The sequence below is a fragment of the Kitasatospora dryopteridis genome (assembly GCF_050749075.1).
In the GTDB taxonomy this organism is placed as follows: Bacteria; Actinomycetota; Actinomycetes; order Streptomycetales; family Streptomycetaceae; genus Kitasatospora.
Window position 1 is genome coordinate 3024081 of sequence record NZ_CP192749.1, and the last position, 21526, is coordinate 3045606.

Annotated in this window: 17 protein-coding genes and 1 other RNA gene; 2 read left to right on the top strand and 16 right to left on the bottom strand. The window is 72.5% G+C overall.

Annotated elements, in window-relative coordinates:
• Positions 1–21: 21 nt before the first annotated feature.
• The 3 genes from ACQ614_RS13700 to ACQ614_RS13710 form a co-directional block, all read right to left on the bottom strand.
• Positions 22–1662, bottom strand: a complete 1641-nt coding sequence (locus tag ACQ614_RS13700; RefSeq protein WP_431678834.1) for a beta-N-acetylhexosaminidase — start codon at positions 1660–1662, stop codon at positions 22–24.
• 60 nt (positions 1663–1722) lie between these two features.
• The gene (locus tag ACQ614_RS13705; protein WP_431678835.1) at positions 1723–2001 is read right to left on the bottom strand and encodes a DUF3039 domain-containing protein; all 279 of its coding nucleotides are present in this window, start codon (positions 1999–2001) and stop codon (positions 1723–1725) included.
• A gap of 71 nt (positions 2002–2072) precedes the next feature.
• A complete protein-coding gene (locus ACQ614_RS13710; protein ID WP_363487680.1) occupies positions 2073–2642 on the bottom strand; it encodes a YqgE/AlgH family protein in 570 nt (189 codons plus the stop codon).
• Positions 2643–2958: 316 nt separating this feature from the next.
• Here ACQ614_RS13710 and murA point away from each other — a divergent pair, with 316 nt between their 5' ends.
• Positions 2959–4299 carry a UDP-N-acetylglucosamine 1-carboxyvinyltransferase gene (gene murA / locus ACQ614_RS13715; protein ID WP_363487682.1) on the top strand — a complete coding sequence of 447 codons (1341 nt, stop codon included), beginning with the start codon at positions 2959–2961 and terminating at the stop codon, positions 4297–4299.
• Positions 4300–4374: 75 nt separating this feature from the next.
• Here murA and ACQ614_RS13720 read toward each other — a convergent pair whose 3' ends face one another.
• The 10 genes from ACQ614_RS13720 to ftsE form a co-directional block, all read right to left on the bottom strand.
• Entirely contained in the window at positions 4375–4656 is a 282-nt protein-coding gene (locus ACQ614_RS13720) for an HU family DNA-binding protein (protein ID WP_030271959.1), read from the bottom strand.
• Positions 4657–5138: 482 nt separating this feature from the next.
• Positions 5139–6614 (bottom strand): NAD-dependent malic enzyme, encoded by a 1476-nt coding sequence (locus tag ACQ614_RS13725; protein WP_363487684.1) that lies wholly within the window; start codon positions 6612–6614, stop codon positions 5139–5141.
• A 373-nt stretch (positions 6615–6987) separates the two neighbouring features.
• Positions 6988–9276, bottom strand: coding sequence for a HelD family protein (locus ACQ614_RS13730; protein ID WP_431678836.1), 2289 nt, complete (start codon positions 9274–9276; stop codon positions 6988–6990).
• A 145-nt stretch (positions 9277–9421) separates the two neighbouring features.
• Positions 9422–10606, bottom strand: coding sequence for a uroporphyrinogen-III synthase (locus ACQ614_RS13735; RefSeq protein WP_431678837.1), 1185 nt, complete (start codon positions 10604–10606; stop codon positions 9422–9424).
• A gap of 218 nt (positions 10607–10824) precedes the next feature.
• Positions 10825–12192 (bottom strand): nitrate/nitrite transporter, encoded by a 1368-nt coding sequence (locus ACQ614_RS13740; RefSeq protein ID WP_431678839.1) that lies wholly within the window; start codon positions 12190–12192, stop codon positions 10825–10827.
• 197 nt (positions 12193–12389) lie between these two features.
• Positions 12390–12766: a transfer-messenger RNA gene (gene ssrA / locus ACQ614_RS13745) on the bottom strand.
• 127 nt (positions 12767–12893) lie between these two features.
• Positions 12894–13376: an SsrA-binding protein SmpB gene (gene smpB, locus ACQ614_RS13750; RefSeq protein WP_363487692.1), complete on the bottom strand. Its 483-nt coding sequence runs from the start codon at positions 13374–13376 to the stop codon at positions 12894–12896.
• Between the two features lie 90 nt (positions 13377–13466).
• Entirely contained in the window at positions 13467–14582 is a 1116-nt protein-coding gene (locus ACQ614_RS13755; RefSeq protein ID WP_431678840.1) for a S41 family peptidase, read from the bottom strand.
• Between the two features lie 110 nt (positions 14583–14692).
• Positions 14693–15604 carry a permease-like cell division protein FtsX gene (gene ftsX / locus ACQ614_RS13760; protein WP_431678842.1) on the bottom strand — a complete coding sequence of 304 codons (912 nt, stop codon included), beginning with the start codon at positions 15602–15604 and terminating at the stop codon, positions 14693–14695.
• A 54-nt stretch (positions 15605–15658) separates the two neighbouring features.
• Positions 15659–16348 carry a cell division ATP-binding protein FtsE gene (gene ftsE / locus ACQ614_RS13765; RefSeq protein WP_431678844.1) on the bottom strand — a complete coding sequence of 230 codons (690 nt, stop codon included), beginning with the start codon at positions 16346–16348 and terminating at the stop codon, positions 15659–15661.
• 337 nt (positions 16349–16685) lie between these two features.
• Here ftsE and ACQ614_RS13770 point away from each other — a divergent pair, with 337 nt between their 5' ends.
• Complete coding sequence (locus tag ACQ614_RS13770; protein ID WP_363487700.1) at positions 16686–16880, top strand: hypothetical protein; 195 nt, start codon at positions 16686–16688, stop codon at positions 16878–16880.
• Between the two features lie 63 nt (positions 16881–16943).
• On the opposite strand, the gene prfB is transcribed toward ACQ614_RS13770, so the two are convergent.
• From prfB to ACQ614_RS13785, 3 genes are all read right to left on the bottom strand, one after another.
• Positions 16944–18053: a peptide chain release factor 2 gene (prfB, locus tag ACQ614_RS13775; protein WP_431678845.1), complete on the bottom strand. Its 1110-nt coding sequence runs from the start codon at positions 18051–18053 to the stop codon at positions 16944–16946.
• A gap of 35 nt (positions 18054–18088) precedes the next feature.
• Positions 18089–19348, bottom strand: a complete 1260-nt coding sequence (locus ACQ614_RS13780; protein WP_431678846.1) for a serine/threonine-protein kinase — start codon at positions 19346–19348, stop codon at positions 18089–18091.
• 158 nt (positions 19349–19506) lie between these two features.
• Complete coding sequence (locus ACQ614_RS13785) at positions 19507–21297, bottom strand: protein kinase domain-containing protein (RefSeq protein ID WP_431678847.1); 1791 nt, start codon at positions 21295–21297, stop codon at positions 19507–19509.
• Positions 21298–21526 lie beyond the last annotated feature (229 nt).

Sequence of the window (21526 nt, forward strand, 5' to 3'; positions counted from 1 at the left end):
CGCGGGGGCACCTCCCGGGGCTCAGGGGCCCTCAGTCGGCCTGCCCGCGACGCCGGGCCGGCGCTGCCACGGGTGCGGGCCGCCGGGCGGCCGGTACTCGACGCCGAGCGCGTCCAGCCGCGGGTAGTGGGCGGCCATCCGGCGTTCGAAGCCGGTCCAGTCCCGCGCGCCGGGCTCGCGCGGCAGGTCGGACCAGGCGACCTCGGCGAAGGCGGCGAGGCGCGGGAAGGCCCGGTAGTCGATGTCCCGGGCGCTCGTCATGAACTCGGTCCAGAGGTTGGCCTGGGTGCCGATCACCCGGGCGGCGGCGGCCCCGTCGAGCTCCGGCGGGACGGGCTCGAAGCGGTAGACGTCCTCGAGCGTGCGGACGTAGCCGACCGGGACCGGCTCGTCCTCCCCCGGGGCCTGCCGGTGGTCCAGGTAGACGTGCTGCTCGGGGCACATCACCACGTCGTGGCCCGCCCGGGCGGCGGCGATGCCGCCCTCGTAGCCGCGCCAGGAGGAGACCGCGGCGCCCGGTGCGAGGCCGCCCTCGAGGATCTCGTCCCAGCCGATCAGCCGGCGGCCGCGGTCGGCCAGCCAGCGGTCGAAGTGCCCGATGAACCAGCTCTGCAGGGCGTCCTCGTCGGCCAGGCCGAGCTCCGCCATCCGGGCCTGCGCGGCCGGGCTGGCCCGCCACTGGTCCTTGGGGCACTCGTCGCCGCCGAGGTGGACGAACTCGGACGGGAAGATCTCCAGCACCTCCTCCAGCACGCCCTCGAAGAAGCGCAGGGTGGCGTCCGAGACGTTGAGCACATTGGGGTTGACCCCCCAGTCCGTCCAGACGCCGAGTGCGGCGGTGTCCACCACGTCGGTGTTGCCGAGCTCGGGGTAGGCCGCGAGGGCGGCCTGCGCGTGGCCGGGCAGGTCGATCTCGGGCACGACGGTGATGTGCCGCTTGGCGGCGTACGCGACGATCTCGTGCAGGTCGTCCTGGGTGTAGTAGCCGCCGTGCGGCCGGTCGTCGCGGCGGCCGCCGGAGCGGTAGCCGACCATCGAGCGCTCCCGCCAGGCGCCGACCTCCGTGAGCCGCGGGTGGCGCCGGATCTCGACCCGCCAGCCCTGGTCGTCGGTGAGGTGCAGGTGCAGGACGTTCAGCTTGTGCGCGGCCATCAGGTCGAGGAAGCGCAGCACGTCGGCCTTGGGCAGGAAGTGCCGGGCGACGTCCAGCAGGACGCCTCGCCAGCCGAACCGGGGCGCGTCCTCGACCTGCACGGAGGGCAGCACCCAGTCCGTGCCGGGCAGTGGGGCACGGCGGTAGATCCGCGGGTCGAACATCTGCCGCAGGGTCTGCGCGGCGTAGAACAGGCCGGGGCGGCCGCCGCCGCGCAGGAAGGCGCCGTAGTCGTTGACGGACAGCCCGTAGGCCTCGCGGCCGGCGGTGGCGCGCAGCTCGGGGTCGAACTCCAGGTGGATCGTCTGCGTGCCGAGGCGGCCCTGCTCGGGGGTGCAGGCGTCGAAGGTGAAGCCGGTGGCGGCGGACAGCTCGGCGCGCAGCCAGCGGGCGACGCCCTGCGCCCCGTCGGCGGCGGCGATCCGGGTGTCCGGCCGCAGCCGGAAGCTCCACGGGCCGAGGTCGCCGTGGAAGACCTTCAGGTGCCGGGGGGCGGGGATGAGATCCATGCGGGCCATCCTGCCCCGTCGACCGGCAGTGGTACAGACCACTGCCGGCCGGACTCCGCGTTACTTGTCGTCGCCGCCGTCGCCGCCGCCCTGGCCGAGACCCTCGAAGATCTCCTTGCACATCGGGCAGACCGGATACTTCTTCGGGTCGCGGCCGGGGACCCAGACCTTGCCGCAGAGCGCCACCACGGGAGACCCGGAGAGGGCGCTCTCCATGATCTTGTCCTTCTGGACGTAGTGCGCGAAGCGCTCGTGGTCGCCGTCCCCGTGGGACACCTGGGGAACGGGCTCGACCAGGGTGCCGGTGCCGAGTCCGCGCTCGGGCTCAAGAGTGCTCATGGGTGCCAAGTCTATGGGCGCCGCTCCGAAGCGGGCCAGTAGCGCACCGGGCGCCCGGGGCGGCGCGGCGCTCAGTTCATGGTCGGATCGTCCGGGTAGGTCGCCAGCATCGCCAGCGGGCCGCGCTGGCGGCGCAGCACCGAGCGCCACAGCCGCTCCGGCTCGGGGCTGGAGACGTCCCCCGGCTCGCAGTCGACCAGGTACCAGGCACCCTCGGCGATCTCCGTCTCCAGCTGCCCCGGCGACCAGCCGGAGTACCCGGCGAACACCCGCAGCGCGCCGAGCTCGCCCATCAGGACCTCGGGCGGTGCCTCCAGGTCGACCAGGCCGATCGCACCGTGCACCCGCCGCCAGCCGATCGGCTCGCCGTGGCCGGGCTCGCCGGGGACGACCGCGATGGCCAGCGCGGAGTCGAGGGCCACCGGCCCTCCCTGGAAGACGACGGCGGGCTGGCCGGTCAGGTCGGCCCAGCCGTCCAGCACGGTCGAGACCTCGACCGGGGTCGGCCGGTTCAGCACCACCCCGAGCGCGCCCTGGTCGTCGTGGTCGAGCAGCAGTACCACCGCTCGCGCGAAGTTCGGATCGGTGAGCACGGGCGTCGCGACGAGCAGTCGGCCGGTGTGGGAGAGGGCCGCGGTCATGTCCACATGATCCCGCAGTACGGCCCGGTACGGGCATCCAACACGAAACCTCCTCGACCCCCGCCGGGCCCGGCCCCGGGGGCCCGGGAACACCGGGCACGGACCACCCGGACGGCCGTACCCGGTGGGCGTCGGCGGGCCTCCGCGGAGCCTCCGGAGCATGATCACCAAAGGGGCACACGGGAACCAATCGCCCACCCTCTACCATCTATGGATGGTGGAAGGGCTTTCGCCGACGGTGGAAAGACCTTCCACTCGCGTCTCCCCCTGCCCCGCAGCCGAAAAAACCCCCTGCGCACCCCGGATTGCGAGAACGATGACCGACGACCTCCTGCTGGTCCACGGCGGTAACCCGCTCGAAGGCGAGATCCAGATCCGCGGTGCCAAGAACCTGGTCCCCAAGGCCATGGTCGCCGCACTGCTCGGCCAGGGCCCGAGCCGGCTGCGCAACGTGCCGGACATCCGCGACGTCAAGGTCGTCCGGGGTCTGCTGCAGCTGCACGGCGTGACCGTCCGCACCGGCGACGAGGACGGCGAGCTGATCCTCGACCCCTCGCACGTCGAGAGCGCCAACGTCGCCGACATCGACGCGCACGCCGGCTCCTCGCGCATCCCGATCCTGTTCTGCGGCCCGCTGCTGCACCGGCTCGGCCACGCGTTCATCCCGGGCCTGGGCGGCTGCGACATCGGCGGCCGGCCGGTCGACTTCCACTTCGAGGTGCTGCGCCAGTTCGGCGCCACCATCGAGAAGCACCCGCAGGGCACCTACCTGGTCGCCCCGCAGCGCCTGCACGGCACCAAGATCGAGCTGCCCTACCCCTCGGTCGGCGCGACCGAGCAGGTGCTGCTGACCGCGGTGCTCGCCGAGGGTGTCACCGAGCTGCGCAACGCGGCCGTCGAGCCGGAGATCGTCGACCTCATCTGCGTGCTGCAGAAGATGGGCGCGATCATCTCGATGGGCACCGACCGCACCATCCTGATCACCGGTGTGGACGAGCTGGGCGGCTACAACCACAAGGCGCTGCCGGACCGCCTGGAGGCCGCGTCCTGGGCGTGCGCCGCGCTGGCCACCAAGGGCGACATCTACGTCCGCGGCGCCCGCCAGATCGAGATGATGACCTTCCTGAACACCTTCCGGAAGGTCGGCGGCGCCTTCGAGGTGGACGACGAGGGCATCCGCTTCTGGCACCCGGGCGGCGAGCTCAAGGCGATCGCCCTGGAGACCGACGTGCACCCCGGCTTCCAGACCGACTGGCAGCAGCCGCTGGTCGTCGCGCTGACCCAGGCCAACGGCCTGTCCATCGTCCACGAGACGGTGTACGAGTCCCGCCTCGGCTTCACCGGCGCGCTGAACCAGATGGGCGCGCACATCCAGCTCTACCGCGAGTGCCTCGGCGGCACCCCCTGCCGCTTCGGCGCCCGCAACTTCCGGCACTCCGCGGTGGTCTCCGGCCCGTCCAAGCTGATCGGCTCCGAGCTGATCATCCCGGACCTGCGCGGCGGCTTCTCGTACCTGATCGCGGCGCTGGCGGCCGAGGGCACCTCGACCGTGCACGGCATCGACCTGATCAACCGCGGCTACGAGAACTTCATGGCCAAGCTGCGCGACCTCGGCGCCCACGTCGAGCTGCCCAGCGAGGAGCCGGTGACCGTCTGACGGCCCCAGCACGGCCGATGGCCGGCCTCCCCGAGGGGGAGGCCGGCCATCGTGGTTCTCGGGCTGCTACGAGCCTCAGGCGCCCTTGGCGGCTTCCTTCAGCTTGGAACCGGCGCTGACCTTGGCGCTGTAGCCGGCCGGGATCTGGATCGGGTCGCCGGTCTGCGGGTTGCGGGCGGTGCGCGCAGCGCGGTGCGTCCGCTCGAAGGTCAGGAAGCCGGGGATGGTGACCTTCTCGTCACCCTTGGCGACGACCTCACCGACGACCTCGGCGAAGGCGGCCAGAACGGCGTCGGCGTCCTTGCGGGTCACCTCGGCGCGCTCGGCCAGCGCGGCCACCAGCTCACTGCGGTTCATGTGTACTCCTGTGGTCTGTTGCTTGCGGTGTGCGGGGGCCCCATCGGTCGCCCCCTCCGGGGGAACCCGGATGGGCCGCTGGTCCGCACACTGGTGCTCGTTCAGGCGAGGGGTGGTCAGGGGCCGGGCTCCGGCCCCGAAGCGCCGCAAACCGCCCGCCCGGGTACGAATCCTGCCCCGACCGGCACTGAGAAAGCCAATCGGCCACCGGCGACGCCGCCCCGAACCCCACCCGTCCGGCGGAGGTGTGACGCTCCGTCGGCTCCGGCGGACCGGAACGGGCGGCGGCCTGGACGACACGCCGGAAAACCGGGAGGGACGTTCCGTACTTGTCGGACACGCCACCCCCGTGCAGGGCTACCGTACGCCCTGGCACCGACAAGCCCAAACACGCCCCTTCCCCTTGTGTCGCAAGGGGAAGGGGCGGGTCTGGCGACCGCGGCGTCGTTCGCACACCTGAGCGGTCAAGAACAACACTCCGGTCAGATGCCGACGACCGGGAAGGACGACGTGTCGAGGGTGCCGACGATGCCCGGTGTCGGACGCGCCGGAACCTGCTCCTGGCCCTCCCGGGCGGCCAGCGCGGCCTCCCGGACGGCCGCCGCCACGGTCTTGGCGACGTCCGGGTGGAAGACGCTCGGGATGATGTAGTTGGCGTTGAGCTGGTCGTCCGCGACCGTGGTGGCCAGCGCCCGGGCCGCGGCGATCATCATGTCGGTGTCGACCGTCCGGCTCTGCGCGTCCAGCAGGCCGCGGAAGACGCCGGGGAAGACCAGCACGTTGTTGATCTGGTTCGGGAAGTCGCTGCGGCCGGTGGCGACCACCGCGGCGGTCTGCCGGGCGATCGCCGGGTCGACCTCCGGGTCGGGGTTGGCCAGCGCGAAGACGATCGCGTCCTCCGCCATCGTGGCCAGGTCGTCGCCGTCCAGCACGTTCGGGGCCGAGACGCCGATGAAGACGTCGGCGCCGGACACGGCCTCCTTGAGGCTGCCGGTGCGGCCGGAGCGGTTGGTGTGCGCGGCGATCCAGCGCAGGTTGTCGTTGAGGTCGTCCCGCCCGGCGTGGACGACGCCGTGCACGTCGGCGACGGTGGCGTGCTCCACGCCCGCGGCCAGCAGCAGCTTGAGGATCGCGGTGCCCGCAGCGCCGGCGCCCGACATCACCACGCGGATGTCGGCGATGTCCTTGCCGACCACCTTGAGCGCGTTGGTCAGCGCCGCCAGGACGACGATCGCGGTGCCGTGCTGGTCGTCGTGGAAGACCGGGATGTCCAGCGCCTCCCGCAGCCGGGCCTCGATCTCGAAGCAGCGCGGGGCGGAGATGTCCTCCAGGTTGATGCCGGCGAAGCCGGGGGCGATGGCCTTCACGATGGCGACGATCTCGTCGGCGTCCTGGGTGTCCAGGCAGATCGGCCAGGCGTCGATGCCGGCGAAGCGCTTGAACAGCGCGGCCTTGCCCTCCATCACCGGCAGCGCGGCCTTGGGGCCGATGTTGCCGAGGCCCAGCACCGCGGAGCCGTCGGTGACCACGGCGACGCTGTTGCGCTTGATGGTGAGGCGGCGGGCGTCCTCCGGGTTCTCGGCGATCGCCATGCAGACCCGGGCGACACCCGGGGTGTAGATCATCGAGAGGTCGTCGCGGTTGCGGATCGGCAGCTTCGAGGACATCTCGATCTTGCCGCCGAGGTGCATCAGGAACGTACGGTCGGAGACCTTGCCGATGCTCACGCCGTCGATCGTGCGGAGCTTCTCGACGATCTCCTCGCCGTGGGCCACCGAGGCGGCCGCGACGGTCACGTCGATGCGCAGCGACTCCAGGCCGGAGGCGGTGACGTCGAGACCGGTGACCGAACCCCCGGAGGACTCGACGGCCGTGGTGATCGCGCTGACGGCGTTGCCCCGGGCCGGGACCTCCAGCCGCACAGTGATCGAGTTGGAGACACTGGGCACCGTCGCCATCGACGTCCTTCTTCCGTCCGCTCTTGAGGGCTGTCCGATCTCGATCGTCGCACTTACCGGGCGGTAGCCAGAAATAAAGTTCATTGAGTGTGCAGAACCCACAAAGGGCACCGCACGGCGGGGCAGGGCCACTCGTGTGCTCCGCCGAAAATCTCCCGCCGCGGCCTTGGCGTCCCGAGCCGATGCGTTACATTGGACGGGACACCGGCTCGATCCAAGCCCCCGGGCCCAACCTTCGTCGCTTCGAGCGACCACTTGCCGCGAGGCGAGCATGGCGGGTCGGTGTCATCGACGTGAGAAGGCCCCCACCTCCCGGTGGGGGCCTTCGTCGTCTCCGCAGTCCCTCGGCGGCCGGTGCGGTCCCGGCGGCCGGTCAGCCGTGCAGCAGGGCGGGCACGCCGTCGGAGTCCGGCAGGTCGTCCGGGCCCGAGAGCACCGTCAGCCGCTGGGTGGCGCGGGTCAGCGCCACGTACAGCACCCGCAGGCCGGCCTCCGACTCCCCCGCGATGCCGGTCGGGTCGGCGACCACCGTCGCGTCGTACTCCAGGCCCTTCGCCTCCAGGCTGCCCAGCGCCACCACGCGGTCGCCCAGGCCCTCCGCCCAGCCGGCCGCCTCCTCCCGGCGGTCCATCGGCACGACGACCGCCACGGTGCCGTCCACCTCGCCCAGCAGCCGCTCCAGCTCCGACCGGGCGGCCCGGCCGAAGGCCTCCGCCCCGGTCTCCCGGACGGCCGCGAACCGCGGCTCGAGGCCGGTCGAGCGCACCGCGCTCGGCGACGGCGTGCCCGGCGCGGCCAGCGCCAGCACCTTCGCCGCCACCTCGGCGATCTCCGCCGGGTTGCGGTAGTTCACGGTCAGCGTGTGGCGGCGCCGCGGCTTGCCGGAGAGCACCTCGTCCATGGCGGACTGCGCCTCCGCCGGGAACGGCCAGGAGGACTGCGCCGGGTCGCCGACGATCGTCCAGGTGGCCATCCGGGCCCGCCTGCCGATCATCCGCCACTGCATCGGCGTGAGGTCCTGCGCCTCGTCCACGATCACGTGCGCGTACTCCGTCCGCTCCACCGGGACGCGCTCGCGCTGCCGGGCCGTGCGGTCGGCGTACGTGGTGACCTCGTCCAGACCCGACAGCAGGTCCACCGCGTCCACCTCGCGCACCTTCGGACGGGCCGGCTCGCCGAGCAGCACCTGCAGCTCGTCGACCAGCGCCACGTCGTGCGCCGACAGCGCACCCTCGCCCCGCTGGTCCAGGTGCCGCCAGGACGCCGCCAGCAGCCGCGACTCCTCCGGGGTCACCGCGCGGCGGGCGATCCGGTTGGTGTGCCGCGGATGGCGCAGCGTCGCCAGCACCCGGCGCGGGGTGAGCGGCGCCCACCAGGCCTCCAGGAAGTCCAGGAAGACCGCCTCGTCGGAGACGTACTCGTCGAAGGCCTCCCGCTCGTCCTGGCGCTGCTCGCGCTCGAAGTGGCTCGTCGGCTTCGGCAGGTTCCGGGTGACGTCCTGCCACAGGGCGTCCAGCAGCAGTCGGCGGGCCCTCGGGCGCAGCAGGTTCAGCGGGGTGCCGCCACTGCCGATCACGGCCGAGCGCAGCGCCTTCAGACGGCCCGCGTCCAGCCGCAGCGCCTCGCCCCGGGCGAAGACCTTGAGCTCGGAGGGCGCACCGGACTCCAGGGCCGCCCTGGCGGCCCTGCGCAGCAGCTGGACCATCCTGCCCGAGCCCTTGACCCGCGCGGTCTCCGGAGAGTCGTAGCGGGCCGCCTCGATGCCGTCGACCAGGCTGCCCACCGCCCGGATCGCGACCTGGCCCTCCTCGCCCAGCGAGGGCAGCACGCCCTCGGTGTACGAGACCAGCAGCGGGGTGGGGCTGACCACCAGGATGCCGCCCGCGTAGCGGCGGCGGTCCTGGTACAGCAGGAAGGCGGCGCGGTGCAGCGCGACGGCGGTCTTGCCGGTGCCCGGCCCGCCGGTGACCAGCGTGGCGCCGGCCGCAGCGGCCCGGATGACCTCGTCCTGCTCCTTCTGGATCGAGGAGACGATGTCGCGCATGGTGTGGCTGCGGGCCCGGCCCAGCGAGGCCATCAGGGCGCCGTCGCCGACCACGGCCAGCTCGCGGCCGTCCAGGGTCGGCGCCAGGTCGGGACGCAGCAGGTCGTCCTCGACGCCGATGACCTTGCGGCCCTTGGAGCGGATCACCCGGCGGCGGACGACCCGGCCCGGCTCCAGCGGGGTGGAGCGGTAGAACGGGGCGGCGGCGGGGGCGCGCCAGTCGATCACCAGCGGGCCGTACTCGGCGTCGAGCACGCCGAGGCGGCCGATGTGCAGGGTCTCCGCGACGGCGGGGTCGGCCGGGTCCAGCGGGGTCTGCGAGGGGATGCCGTGCTCCTCGGGGGCATCGGCCTGCTGGAGGTCGATCCGGCCGAAGAGGAAGTCCTCGAACTCGTTGTTCAGGCGCTGCAGGTGCGCACCGGCCCGGAAGACCTGGGCGTCCCGCTCGGCGAGGGCGCCGGGGGTGCCGACCTGCACGCGCTTGGCGGCGTCCTCGAGGATGTACTCGGCCTCGGCGAGCTTCTCCTCCAAGCGCCGGTAGACGGTGTCGAGGTGGCGCTGCTCCTCCGCGATCTCGCGGTCGCGGACGGAGTCGGTGGTCTCTGGTGTGGTGTGCATGGGCCTCGGGGGGATGCGGCGCGGGGGGAGCGGCGGACGGAAGATCCTACTCCCTACCCGACCTCACCGGTCGCCGCACCGGTTGCAGTGCCCCGGGGGCACGGAGAACTGCGCAGGTCCCCGTGCCCCCGCGGGTGTGCCCCGCCTATTCGTCGCCGTACTTGGTACCGGGTTCGGCGACGGGGTCGACGGCGAGGCGGTAGCCGCGTTTGACGACGGTGGCGATGAGGCGGGGGGTGCCGAGGGCGGCCCGCAGGCGGGCCATGGCGGTTTCCACGGCGTGTTCGTCGTCGCCGCTGCCGGGCAGCGCCCGCAGGAGTTCGGCGCGGGGGACGACCCAGCCGGGCCGGCGGGCGAGGGCCCGGAGCAGGGCCATCCCTGCCGGCGGCACCGGCCGCAGGTCGCCGTCGACGAGGGCGGCCTGGCCGCGGAGTTCGAGGGTGTGCCCGGCGACGGAGAGGCGGCGGGCGCGGTCGGGGAGCTGGGCGGTGAGGGTCTGCACCATGGCGCCGAGCCGCATCCGTTCGGGCCAGACGGTGGCGACGTCGAGCTCCTCGAGCGGTGCGGCGGTGATCGGGCCGACGCAGACCGGCAGGACGTCGCGCCGCAGCGCGTGCAGCAGGTCGGCGGTCTGGCCGCGTTCGGCGGCGCGGTCGAGGAGGCTGAGTGCGGCGGGTGCGGAGGTGAAGGTGACGGCGTCCAGGGAGCCGTTGCAACAGGCGTCGAGGAGGCGGTCGACCGGGCCGAGGTCGGCGGGCGGCAGCCAGCGGTAGACGGGGACCTCGACGACCTCGGCGCCGGCGGCGGTGAGCGAGTCGACGAAGTCGCGCAGCGGGGCGCCGTGCAGCTGGACGGCGATCCGGCGGCCGTCGACGCCCTCCTCCAGGAGGCGCTCCAGCACCTCGACGGAGGACTCGGACTCGGCGGACCAGGCCTCGCGGAGCCCGGCGGCGCGGATGGCGCCCTTGGCCTTGGGGCCGCGGGCGAGCATCTCGGCCTTGGCGAGGCTGCCGACGAGGTCGTCGAACAGGCCCCAGCCCTCGGCGGCCTCGATCCAGCCGCGGAAGCCGATGCCGGTGGTGGCGACGGCGATGTCCGGCGGGTCCGCGACCAGGGTCCTGGTGGCGGCGAGGAGTTCGGTGTCGTCGGCGAGCGGGACGATCCGCAGGGCGGGGGCGCGGAGCACGGTGGCACCGCGGCGCTGGAGGAGGGCGGCCAGCTCGTCGGCGCGGCGGGCGGCGGTGATGCCGATGGTGTAGCCGGCCAGTGGCGGGGCTGCGTCCTGCGACGGTACGAGGGCGGCGGTCCCGCCGGCGGTCAGGTCGGCCATGGGCAGACGTCCTTCGTGGTGCGCCCCGGGGCTGTCGGCGGGCCGTCGGGACGTGCCGTCCGCAACGGGTCCTTGGCGGGGGCGTTGCGGGCGACGGGGTGGGTGGGTGGAGTTCCATCGTCCCGTGCCGGGGTGACACCGCCGGGTCGGTCCGATTTCGGGCTTGTTTCGCAGGTGGGGGCCGGTCCGCGGGTGCAGACCGGCCCCTGTGGGCGATTTCAGACCTTGACGAGCTCCGGGGCCTGGGCACCGGCGCGGGCCGCCGACGGGCGCCGCAGGTAGACCGCCCAGGTGAGGGCGAAGCAGACGGCGTACGCGGCGAGGAAGGACATGAAGGCGGGGGTGCCGCTCTTCGTGGTGAGGAAGGACTGGCGGAAGGCCAGGTTGATGAAGAGTCCGCCGAGCGCGCCGACCGCGCCGATGACGCCGATGGCGGCGCCGGACATCCGGCGGGCCCAGGCGGCCGCGTCGCCGGGGGTGTCGCCGGCGGCGATCCGGTCCTGTGCCTTGGCCTCGAAGATGCCCGGGATCATCTTGTAGGTGGAGCCGTTGCCGACACCGGCGAAGACGAAGAGGGCGATGAAGCCGACGAGGAAGACCGGCAGCGACTTGAGCGACGAGGCGTAGATGACGACGCCGGTCGCGGCGGCCATGGCGACGAAGTTCCAGAAGGTGATCCGGGAGCCGCCCCAGCGGTCCGCGAGCCAGCCGCCGACCGGGCGGATCAGCGAGCCGAGCAGCGGGCCGATGAAGGTGAGCTGGGCGGCCTGCAGCGGGGTGCGGCCGAACTGGTTCTGCAGGACGAGGCCGAAGGCGAAGGAGAAGCCGATGAAGGAGCCGAAGGTGCCGATGTAGAGCACCGACATCAGCCAGGTGTGCTTCTCCTTGAGGATCGCCTTGAAGGTGCCGGTGTCGTTGCTGAGCTGGGCCAGGTTGTCCATGAACAGGGCCGAGCAGAGCGCCGCGACGACGATCAGCGGGATGTAGATGCCGAGCACCAGGCGGGGCGAGGTGGCGCCGGCCCAGGTGATCACGCCGAGGCCGATCAGCTGGATGACGGGGACGCCGATGTTGCCGCCGCCGGCGTTGAGGCCGAGCGCCCAGCCCTTCTTCCGGAGCGGGAAGAAGGCGTTGATGTTGGTCATGGAGGAGGCGAAGTTTCCGCCGCCGACGCCGGTGAGCGCCGCGACCACCATGAAGGTGGTGTAGGAGGTGCCCGGGTGCATCACGTACGCGGCCGCCAGGGTCGGGAGGAGCAGCAGCAGCGCCGAGACGATCGTCCAGTTCCGGCCGCCGAAGCGGGCCACCGCGAAGGTGTAGGGGATGCGGACGAAGGAGCCGACCAGGGTCGGCATGGCGACCAGGAAGAACTTGCCGGCCGGGTCGATGCCGTAGTCCTTGCCCATGAAGAGGACCATCACCGACCACAGGCTCCAGATGGAGAAGCCGATGTGCTCGGAGAACACGGAGAAGATCAGGTTCCGGGTGGCCACCCGGCTGCCGGTGCGCTCCCAGAATTCGGTGTCCTCTGGCCGCCATTCCTGGATCCAGCGGCCGCCTGTTCTGCGCTGGGCTGTGTCGCTCATCGGTCTCCCCTTGCGTGCCGGTGCCTGCCCTGCCCGTGCTGTCGTGAACGACGCTAGGAGGCCGGGGTTTCCGCTTCGTTGTGCTCTGTGAAGGCTGCGGAACCGTCCTCTCACCCGTCCGGCGGGCCGGGTGTGAGGCGCCGGAGACACACGAAGGCCGCCCTCCGGGAAGGAGGACGGCCTGGGTGCACATGGGATGGTGGAGATGCCGGGAATCGAACCCGGGTCCGATGGAGTGGATTCAGGACTTCTCCGAGCGCAGTCCGCTGTGCTTTTCTCGGCCCCGGCAGTCACGCGGACAAGCCGCCGACGGGCCCAGCTACTGTTTGGTTTCCCCTCCGCCCCCGCAGCCGGGGCGGACGGTTGAGTTCCCTAGATTATGCCAGGGTCCGGGTCGGGAACTCCCCGGTCTGACACCCTATTCGCTCGCTGATCAGGCAGCGAGAGCGAACTGCGGGGTATCGCGCTTGGTGTTGGCGATTATTTTTTGCGACACGTGGTTAACGAGATCATTGCCGCGTTCCTCGGCTCGCTTCTCCTGTTTCGACTACCACCGTCGAAACCGATCATCCCCATGTTGATTTGACAAACAGCTCCGGAGGGCGGGCCCTCCGGTGGTGCGAGTGCCATGGTACGCGGTCGGCCCCGGGAGGGTCCAGCGCATTACCCGGCGGCGGGGCGCGGCCCCCCTCCCGGCGCGGTCAGACCGCGCGCTGGCGGCGGCGGGCCGCGGCGATGGCGCGGTCCGACTCGCGGCGGTCCTGCTGCTCGCGCAGGGTCTGCCGCTTGTCGTACAGCTTCTTGCCGACCGCGAGGGCCAGCTCGAGCTTCACCCGGCCGTCCTTGAAGTACAGGGAGAGCGGCACCAGCGTGTGGCCGGTCTCCTTGACCTTCGACTCCAGCTTGCGGATCTCCAGCTTGTGCAGCAGGAGCTTGCGCTTGCGCTTGGCCGAGTGGTTCGTCCAGGTGCCCTGGGTGTACTCCGGGATGAACAGGTTGTCGACCCAGGCCTCGTGGCCCTGGATGTACGCGTACCCGTCGACGATGTTCGCCCGGCCCTCGCGGAGGGACTTCACCTCGGTACCGGTCAGCACCATCCCGCACTCGTAGGTGTCGAGGATGGTGTACTCGTGCCGCGCCCGCTTGTTCTGCGCGATGAGCTTGTTGCCCTTTTCCTTTGCCATAGCGCGGTCATTCTCGCACCTCGGCGCGGTGCGCGGCAGCCCTTTTGCGCCGGGGCGGCGCGGCGGGCCCGCGGCCCGGCGGCCGGGGCCTCAGCGGCGCGGACCGAGGCCCGCCAGGACGTGCAGGGCGAGCCCGGTCGCGGACTCCGGGCCGGCCGGGACGTCGGGCTGCAGCCCCTCGCCGTCGGGCGAGCGGCCCTCGGGGGTGTAGTAGCGGCCCACCGTGAGTTCGACGACGCCGCCGTCGGCGAGCCGGCTGGGCTGCTGCACGGTGCCCTTGCCGAAGGTCCGGGCCCCCACCAGGACGGCCCGGCAGCGGTCCTGCAGGGCGCCCGCGAGCAGCTCGGCGGCGCTCATCGTGCCGCCGTCCACCAGCACCACCAGCGGCGTTGCGGTGTCGCCGCCGTACGCGGCGGTCAGCTCGCGCCGCACCCCGCGGGACTCGTACGAGGCGACCGGCCCGCCGTCCAGGAAGACCGAGGCCGTGCCGACCGCCTCCTCGACCAGGCCGCCGGAGCTGCCCCGCAGGTCCAGGACGACCGCCCGGGCGCCCTGGGCGGCCGCCCGCACCTTCTCGGCCACGCCACTGGTGAAGGCCCGCACGGTGATCCGTACGGCGCCGTCCGGGAGGCGCTCCACGGCGACCTCCTCGGTCGCCAGCAGGGCCCGCCCCAGCAGCACCTCGCGGGGCGCGGAGGCGCCGCGCGAGACGGTCACCGCGACCGTCCTGGCCGCCCGGTCCTCGGCGCGGCCGCGCAGCCGGGCGACCACCTCGGTGACCGGCAGCCCGTCGGCCTTCGTGCCGTCCACGGACACCAGGCGGTCTCCGACGGCGATCCCGGCCCGGGCGGCGGGGCCGCCGGGCTGGACGGCGGAGACGGCGGTGGAGCCGTCACGGGTGCGGTCGACCGAGAGGCCGACGCCGAGGTAGCGGCCGCGCACCAGGTCCGCGTACTCCTGCGGGCTCAGGTAGGCCGCCCAGCGGTCGCCGCTGGCGTCCACCAGCTGCTCGGCCTGCTGCGGGCTGAGGTCGGCCCCGGTGACGTCCCGGCCGGCGGCGATCTGCGCGGCGGCGTCCATGGAGGGCGGCAGCGGCACGGTCAGCGGCTCGCCCCAGGCACCGCTCGCGGCGCCGGCCATGAGCACGACGCCGAACACCAGGGTGAGCGTGGCTCCCTGGCGTACCCGACGCGGACTTCCCGGCATGGACCGGAGTCTAGGCGGCGGCGGCCCGCCGGGGCGACGGAACGCCCGGGTACGACGCGGGCGGCCCCGGACGGCGCAGTGCCGTCCGGGGCCGCCCGTGGCCCTGCGGGTCAGACCTTGAGGTACTTGCGCAGGGTGAAGAAGGCGGCGATGCCGGCCATCACCATGCCGACCACGACCAGCAGCGGGATCACCGTCAGCACCGAGGACAGGCCGATGAACTGGATGAACAGCACCCGCTTGGCCAGCCAGTGCTGGACGAAGAAGTGGCCGAGCAGCAGCAGGCCGGAGGCCATCACGGCACCCAGCAGGGCGGACACCGCGGCCTCCGCGATGAACGGCATCTGCACGTAGAAGTTCGAGGCACCGACCAGGCGCATGATGCCGGTCTCGCGCCTGCGGCTGAAGGCCGACACCCGGACGGTGTTGACGATCAGCAGCAGTGCCACGAAGAGCATCAGCACCATGATCACGAAGGCCGCCGTCTGCAGGCCGTTGAGCAGGCCGAACAGGTTCTCCAGGATGCGGCGCTGGTCGTCGACCGACTTCACGCCGGGCTTGCCGGCGAAGGCGCTCTGGATGACGTCGTACTTGGTCGGGTCGCTGAGCTTGACCCGCCACGACTGCGGCATCGCCTCCGGGCCCACCGCCGCGAGCAGCGGGTTGTCCGGGTTCGACTCCTTCCAGTGCTTGTAGGCCTCCGAGGAGGACTCCAGCGTGGCCTTCTGCACCAGCGGCTTCATCGTGTCGAGCTTGGCCTTGACGGACTCCACCTGCTCGTCGGTGGCCGCGCCGCTGGCGCACTGCGCCGAGGCCGCCATGTCGAACTTGGTGCAGAACGAGATGCTGACCTCGACCTTGTCGTACCAGTAGCCCTTCATCGAGTTGACCTGGTCGCGGACCAGGAGGCTGCCACCGGCAAGGGCGAGGGAGAGCGCGACACTGACGATGACCGCGATGGTCATCGTCAGGTTGCGGCGGAGGCCGATGCCGATCTCCGAGAGGACGAACTGGAGGCGCATGCTTCTCTCAATCCAGGGTCAGTGCAGGCGGGCGGTCAGGCGTTACGGCGGCGACTAGTTCTGGTAGCCGTACACACCGCGGGCCTGGTCGCGGACCAGCAGCCCCTTGTCGAGTTCGATCACGCGCTTGCGCATCTGGTCGACGATGGCCTGGTCGTGCGTGGCCATCAGCACGGTGGTGCCCGTGCGGTTGATGCGGTCGAGGAGCTTCATGATGCCGACCGAGTTCGCCGGGTCGAGGTTTCCGGTCGGCTCGTCCGCGATCAGCAGCATGGGGCGGTTGACGAAGGCCCGGGCGATCGCCACGCGCTGCTGCTCACCACCGGAGAGCTCGCCGGGCATCCGGTCCTCCTTGCCGCCGAGGCCGACCAGCTCGAGGACCTCGGGCACCACCTTGGCGATGGCGCTGCGCGGCTTGCCGATGACCTCCAGCGCGAAACCGACGTTCTGCGCGACGGTCTTGTTCGGCAGCAGGCGGAAGTCCTGGAAGATCGTGCCCAGCTGGCGGCGCATGTGCGGCACCTTCCAGTTGGACAGCTTGCCGAGGTCCTTGCCGAGCACGTGCACGGCACCGGTGCTGGGCCGCTCCTCGCGCAGGCAGAGCCGGAGGAAGGTCGACTTCCCGGAGCCGGACGAGCCGACCAGGAAGACGAACTCACCCTTCTCGATCTCCAGCGAGACGTTGTCCAGGGCAGGACGGTTCTGCTTGGGATAGGTCTTGGAGACGTTGTCGAATCTGATCACGGCTGCATCACGGAGGCCATCCTAGGTGGGTCCGTCCGCGCCTCGGACCGGGTGCGGCGGGCGGAGCGGCATCCTCCCCGACCGCTCCAGGTCTGGGACCATACGCGAACCTCGGCCGCACCTGCAGTGCCGGGTCGGGTACTGACCGTTGATTCGTCGGAGATTGATCCGATCTGTCCGGAAATCATCAGTCCGCTCTTTGCGACCTATCTCACAAAGGCCCCCTGGAAGCCGGGCTCTGCGGGCGCCGAGCGCCCGCGAACCTGGCACAGTGGAGAGACGGACGGAACCATCGGCCCGTCCGGTGCGTTTGCAGTGACAGCAAGGAGGAGATCGCATGACCTGCGACCATCTGGTGTGCGCCAACTGCAACGGCCGCGTGAGCGAGGGCCGGTGCCCGGTGTGCCGCGCCAACCGTGCCCGGCTGCAGGAGCAGCAGGGCCCCTTCGCCGCCCTGACGCCGGCAACGCTGCTCGCGCTGATCGCGGCGCTGTTCGCGGTGGCACTCATCGCCCGGCAGGCGCTGGCCTGACCCGAAACGCCCGAAGGGCCCCGGAGCCGAAGCTCCGGGGCCCTTCTTTCACGTCTGCGCCGATCAGCTCGCGGTCTCCCGCTGCTTGCGCCAGCGGATACCCGCTTCGATGAAGCCGTCGATGTCGCCGTCGAGGACGCCCTGCGGGTTGCCGACCTCGTGCTCGGTGCGGAGGTCCTTCACCATCTGGTACGGGTGCAGGACGTAGGAGCGCATCTGGTTGCCCCAGGAGCTGCCGCTGTCCTTGAGGGCGTCCATCGCGGCCTTCTCCTCCTGGCGGCGCCGCTCCAGCAGCTTGGCCTGGAGGACGTTCATCGCCGAGGCCTTGTTCTGGATCTGCGAGCGCTCGTTCTGGCAGGAGACCACGATGCCGGTCGGGAGGTGGGTGATGCGCACCGCGGAGTCGGTGGTGTTGACGCCCTGGCCGCCGGGGCCGGAGGCGCGGTACACGTCGATGCGGAGGTCGCCCTCGTCGATGTCGACGTGGTCGGACTGCTCGACGACCGGGAGCACCTCGACGCCCGCGAAGGAGGTCTGCCGGCGGCCCTGGTTGTCGAACGGGGAGATGCGCACCAGGCGGTGGGTGCCCTGCTCGACGGAGAGGGTGCCGTAGGCGTACGGGGCCTTGACGGTGAAGGTCGCGGACTTGATGCCGGCCTCTTCGGCGTACGAGGTGTCGTAGACCTCGGTCGGGTACCCGTGCCGCTCGGCCCAGCGCAGGTACATGCGCATCAGCTGCTCGGCGAAGTCGGCGGCGTCGACGCCGCCGGCCTCGGCGCGGATGTTGACCAGGGCCTCGCGGGCGTCGTACTCGCCGGACAGGAGGGTGCGGACCTCGAGCTCCTCGACGGCCTTCTTGACCGACTCCAGCTCGGTCTCGGCCTCGGCGCGGGTGTCCGCGTCGTCCTCGTCCTCGGCCAGCTCGAACAGGACGGCGAGGTCGTCGACCCGGCCTCGCAGGGTCTCGAACTTGCGCAGCTCGCCCTGGAGGAAGGAGAGCCGGCTGGTGACTTTCTGCGCGTTGGCGACGTCGTCCCAGAGGGTGGGGACGGCTGCCTCCTCCTCCAGGGTCGCGATGTCGGCCCGGATCTTGTCCAGGTCGAGGACGGCCTCGATCGACCCCATGGTCGTCTCGAGGTTCTTGAGCTCTTCGGAAGGATCGACGGCTGCCACGCCCTCAAGCGTAATGGTTCGCGGAGACCGTTCGGCTACACCGGGGGCCCGGGGGTCGCCGCAGGCACTCCGCGCAGGGCGTGTACGGCTCCCGCGGCGGGTGTTTCGGCGGCGAAGGCGCTGTACGCGGCGGCGGCGCCGGCGAGCAGCAGCACGGTGGCGATCAGCACCGCCAGCATCCGGCGGCGGCGCACCAGGCGGCGGCGCCGGTGGCTGGTCACCGGGGCCGCCGAGCGCTGGGCCCGGGACTCGGCCGCGTAGGAGGCGAGCTCCTGCGGGGAGGGGCGGCGCAGGCTGGTGTGGGTGTCGCGGGTGGAGTCCGGCGAGGGGGCGGGGACGAGCGGCACGGCCGGGCCGCGCCGGCGGCGGTGGGTGCCGGTGCCGGCGTCGATCTCGGCGTAGACGGCCTCGCCCGGGGTGGGCACGTCCTCGACCGGGCCGCGCTGGGCCGGGACGGCGAGCGGCGGCAGGCCGGCCAGCACCGGCAGCTGCTCGCGCAGCCGGGAGGCCAGCTCGGCTGCGCGCAGCCGGGAGGCGGGGGCCTTGGCCAGGCATTCGGAGATGATCCGCCACAGGCCGTCCGGCATGCCGGGGACGGGCGGGACGCTCTCGGTGACGTGGCGGCGCAGCACGGCGCCGGTGTGGCCGCCGCCGAAGGGGGTGAAGCCGGCCAGCAGCTCGTACAGCACGGTGGCGAGGGCGTAGATGTCGACGGCGGCGCGCGGCTCCAGGCCCTCGATGATCTCTGGGGCGAGGTAGTCGGGGGTGCCGATGATCCGGGTGGCCCGGGTGCGGCGGGGGGCGTCGACGAGGCGGGCGATGCCGAAGTCGGTGAGCTTGGCGCGGGGGGCGCCGCCGGGGCCGGGCGGGGCGGCGAGGTCGAGCAGCACGTTCTCGGGCTTCACGTCGCGGTGGACGATGCCGGCGGCGTGGGCGGCGGCCAGGCCGTCGGCGACGTCGGCGATCACCGAGGCGGCGGCCAGCGGGGGGAGCGCGCCCTCGCGCTCCAGCCGGGTGCGCAGGTCGGTGCCCTGGACGAGGTCCATGACCAGGGCGAGGTCGCTGCCGTCGACCACCATGTCGTGCACGCCGACCACCCGGGGGTGGTCGAGGCTGGTGAGGGCGGCGCGCTCCTGGACGAAGCGGCCGACCAGGACCTGGTCGGAGGCCAGGTCCTCGCGCAGCAACTTGACGGCCACCGGCCCGTCCGGGCCCTCGCCGAGCCAGACGGTGCCGGCGGAACCCCGGCCGATCACCTGGTGGACGGTGTAGCGGCTGCCGATCTTGCGTGCCAATGCTGCTCCGTGGGCTCGGTAGGTCGGTGCTCGACGACCAACCTACGCGCCCGGGAGGCCTCCGGGGGCCGCCGGAGGCCTCCCGGAGCAGGTCGAATCACGGAAAATTCGTGAATTGTCGACAAAGCGCCAAAATCGCAACCTGCCGGTCCGTCAGGTCACTGGCTCCCGGTCAGTCCGCTCACCCAGTCGCTCGCCTGACCGAACCAGGTCTTCACGTTCTCCCAGTACACCGGCAGGTCGGTGAAGTTCCACAGCGCCACCGCCGCGATCGCCAGGATCAGCAGCACCATCAGGCAGCCCTTGAGGCAGCCGAGGCCCGGGATGTACATCCGGTTGCGGCTGCGCGGGCGGGGCTCCCGCCGCGGGGCCGGCTCGCGGCGCTGCGGCGGCGCGGGCGGCTCCGCCCGGCGCTGCGGGGCCGGCTCCTGGCGGCGGGCCGGCGCGGGCGGCTGCGGCGGCGGGTAGGCCTGCGGGGCCGGTGCCGCCTGGTACGGCTGGGGGGCGGCCTGGTACGGCTGCGGCGCGGCCGGCGGGGGCTGCCGGTAGCCCTGCGGGGGCTGCGGCGGGTTCTGCCGGGCCTGGTACGGCGGCGGGGCCACCGGGGGCCGCTGGGAGTAGCCGCCCTGCCCGCGGCCCTGCGGCGGCTGCTGGGCGGGGCGGCCCTGCGGCGGTCGGCCCTGCGGGGCCTGGTACGGCTGCGGCGCGACCTGGGGGCTGCCCAGATCCTCCGGGTCGAAGTAGCCGATCTGGGTCTGCTGGTTGCGGTCCCGGGCGGCCCGCAGCTGGGTCTGCCACGGGTGCGGCGCCTCGGGCTCGCCGGGCGGCGCGGTGGGCGGCAGCGGGGGCATCACCCGGGTGCGGTCGGCCGCACCGGCGGGCGGCGGCGCCATCACCTGGGTGCGGTCCTCGGCGCCCGGGGAGGCGAAGGCCTGGGTGGCGGCGGCCGGGTCGAAGCCGCGGGAGGGCAGCACCTGGGTGGCGTCGGCCGAGCCGGCGAACGCGGCGGGCGCAGCCGCGGCAGCGGCCAGGGCCGGGTCGGGCAGCAGCAGGTCGCCGACGGCGAGCGCGGCCTCCACGGCGTCGGGCGAGGAGTGCACGCCGACACCGGCGGCGACCACCCGCAGGGCCTCGGCCAGCGAGGTCGAGGTGGGGCGCTCGGCCGGGTTCTTGCGCAGGCAGCGCTCGATGACCGTCCACAGCGGCTCGGGGAGCGAGCGGGGCCGCTCGGGCTCCTGCGCGAGGTGCGCCTGGAGCACCGCGATCGGCCCGTCGCCCTGGAACGGCGGGCGGCCGGTGACCAGCTCGTACAGCATGATGCCGGCGCCGTACACGTCGACCGCGGCGGTCTGCGGGCGGCCCTCGGCGGACTCCGGGGCGACGTAGGCGGGCGTGCCGACGAACTCGTGGGTGCGGGTGATGCCCGGGGAGTCGGCGAGACGGGCGATCCCGAAGTCGGTGAGCATCGGGTGCATCTGCTCGGTGCCGTCCGGGCCGGCCGTGGTGGCCAGCAGCACGTTGGCCGGCTTCAGGTCGCGGTGGACGACGCCGTCCGCGTGGCTGGCCGCGAGCGCGTCGGCGATCTGCGCCATCAGCAGCGCGCCGGCGATCGGGCTGAGCGGGCCGTTGGAGCGCAGGTAGCGGAAGAGGTCGGGGCCCTCGACGAGGTCCATCACCAGGGCGAGCAGCTCGCCCTCCACCACCAGGTCGCGCACCCGGACGATGTTCGGGTGGGTCAGGCGCAGCAGCACCGAGCGCTCCCGCAGGAAGCGCATCACCACGTCCGGGTCGGTGGCCAGCTCCTCGCGCAGCACCTTGACCGCGACCGCACGGCCGGGCTCCAGGCCGGGCACGGCCGCGTCGTCGCGGACCCGGCCGCGGAAGACCGTACCGGTGGCCCCGCGCCCGAGGCTCTCCTCGATCAGATACTTGCTGCCGACCGGCCGCACCTGTACTCCTGTGGTCGCTCGGCCCGCTGCCCGAAGGGATCGGACAGGGTGGCCACGATTTCGCGGTTTTCGCAAACTCTAACGGTGCCCGGGCGGCTTGCCGAGGCGAGCGCACCGCATGCTGGCCGGAAGTCTCCGGGCCGACCCCTAGGGGCAGCCCGGACTGACGTATCGTCGGCCCGGTCCCGGGCGATGATCGCAAGATCGTCAAATCCGGTACCGTGCCCGG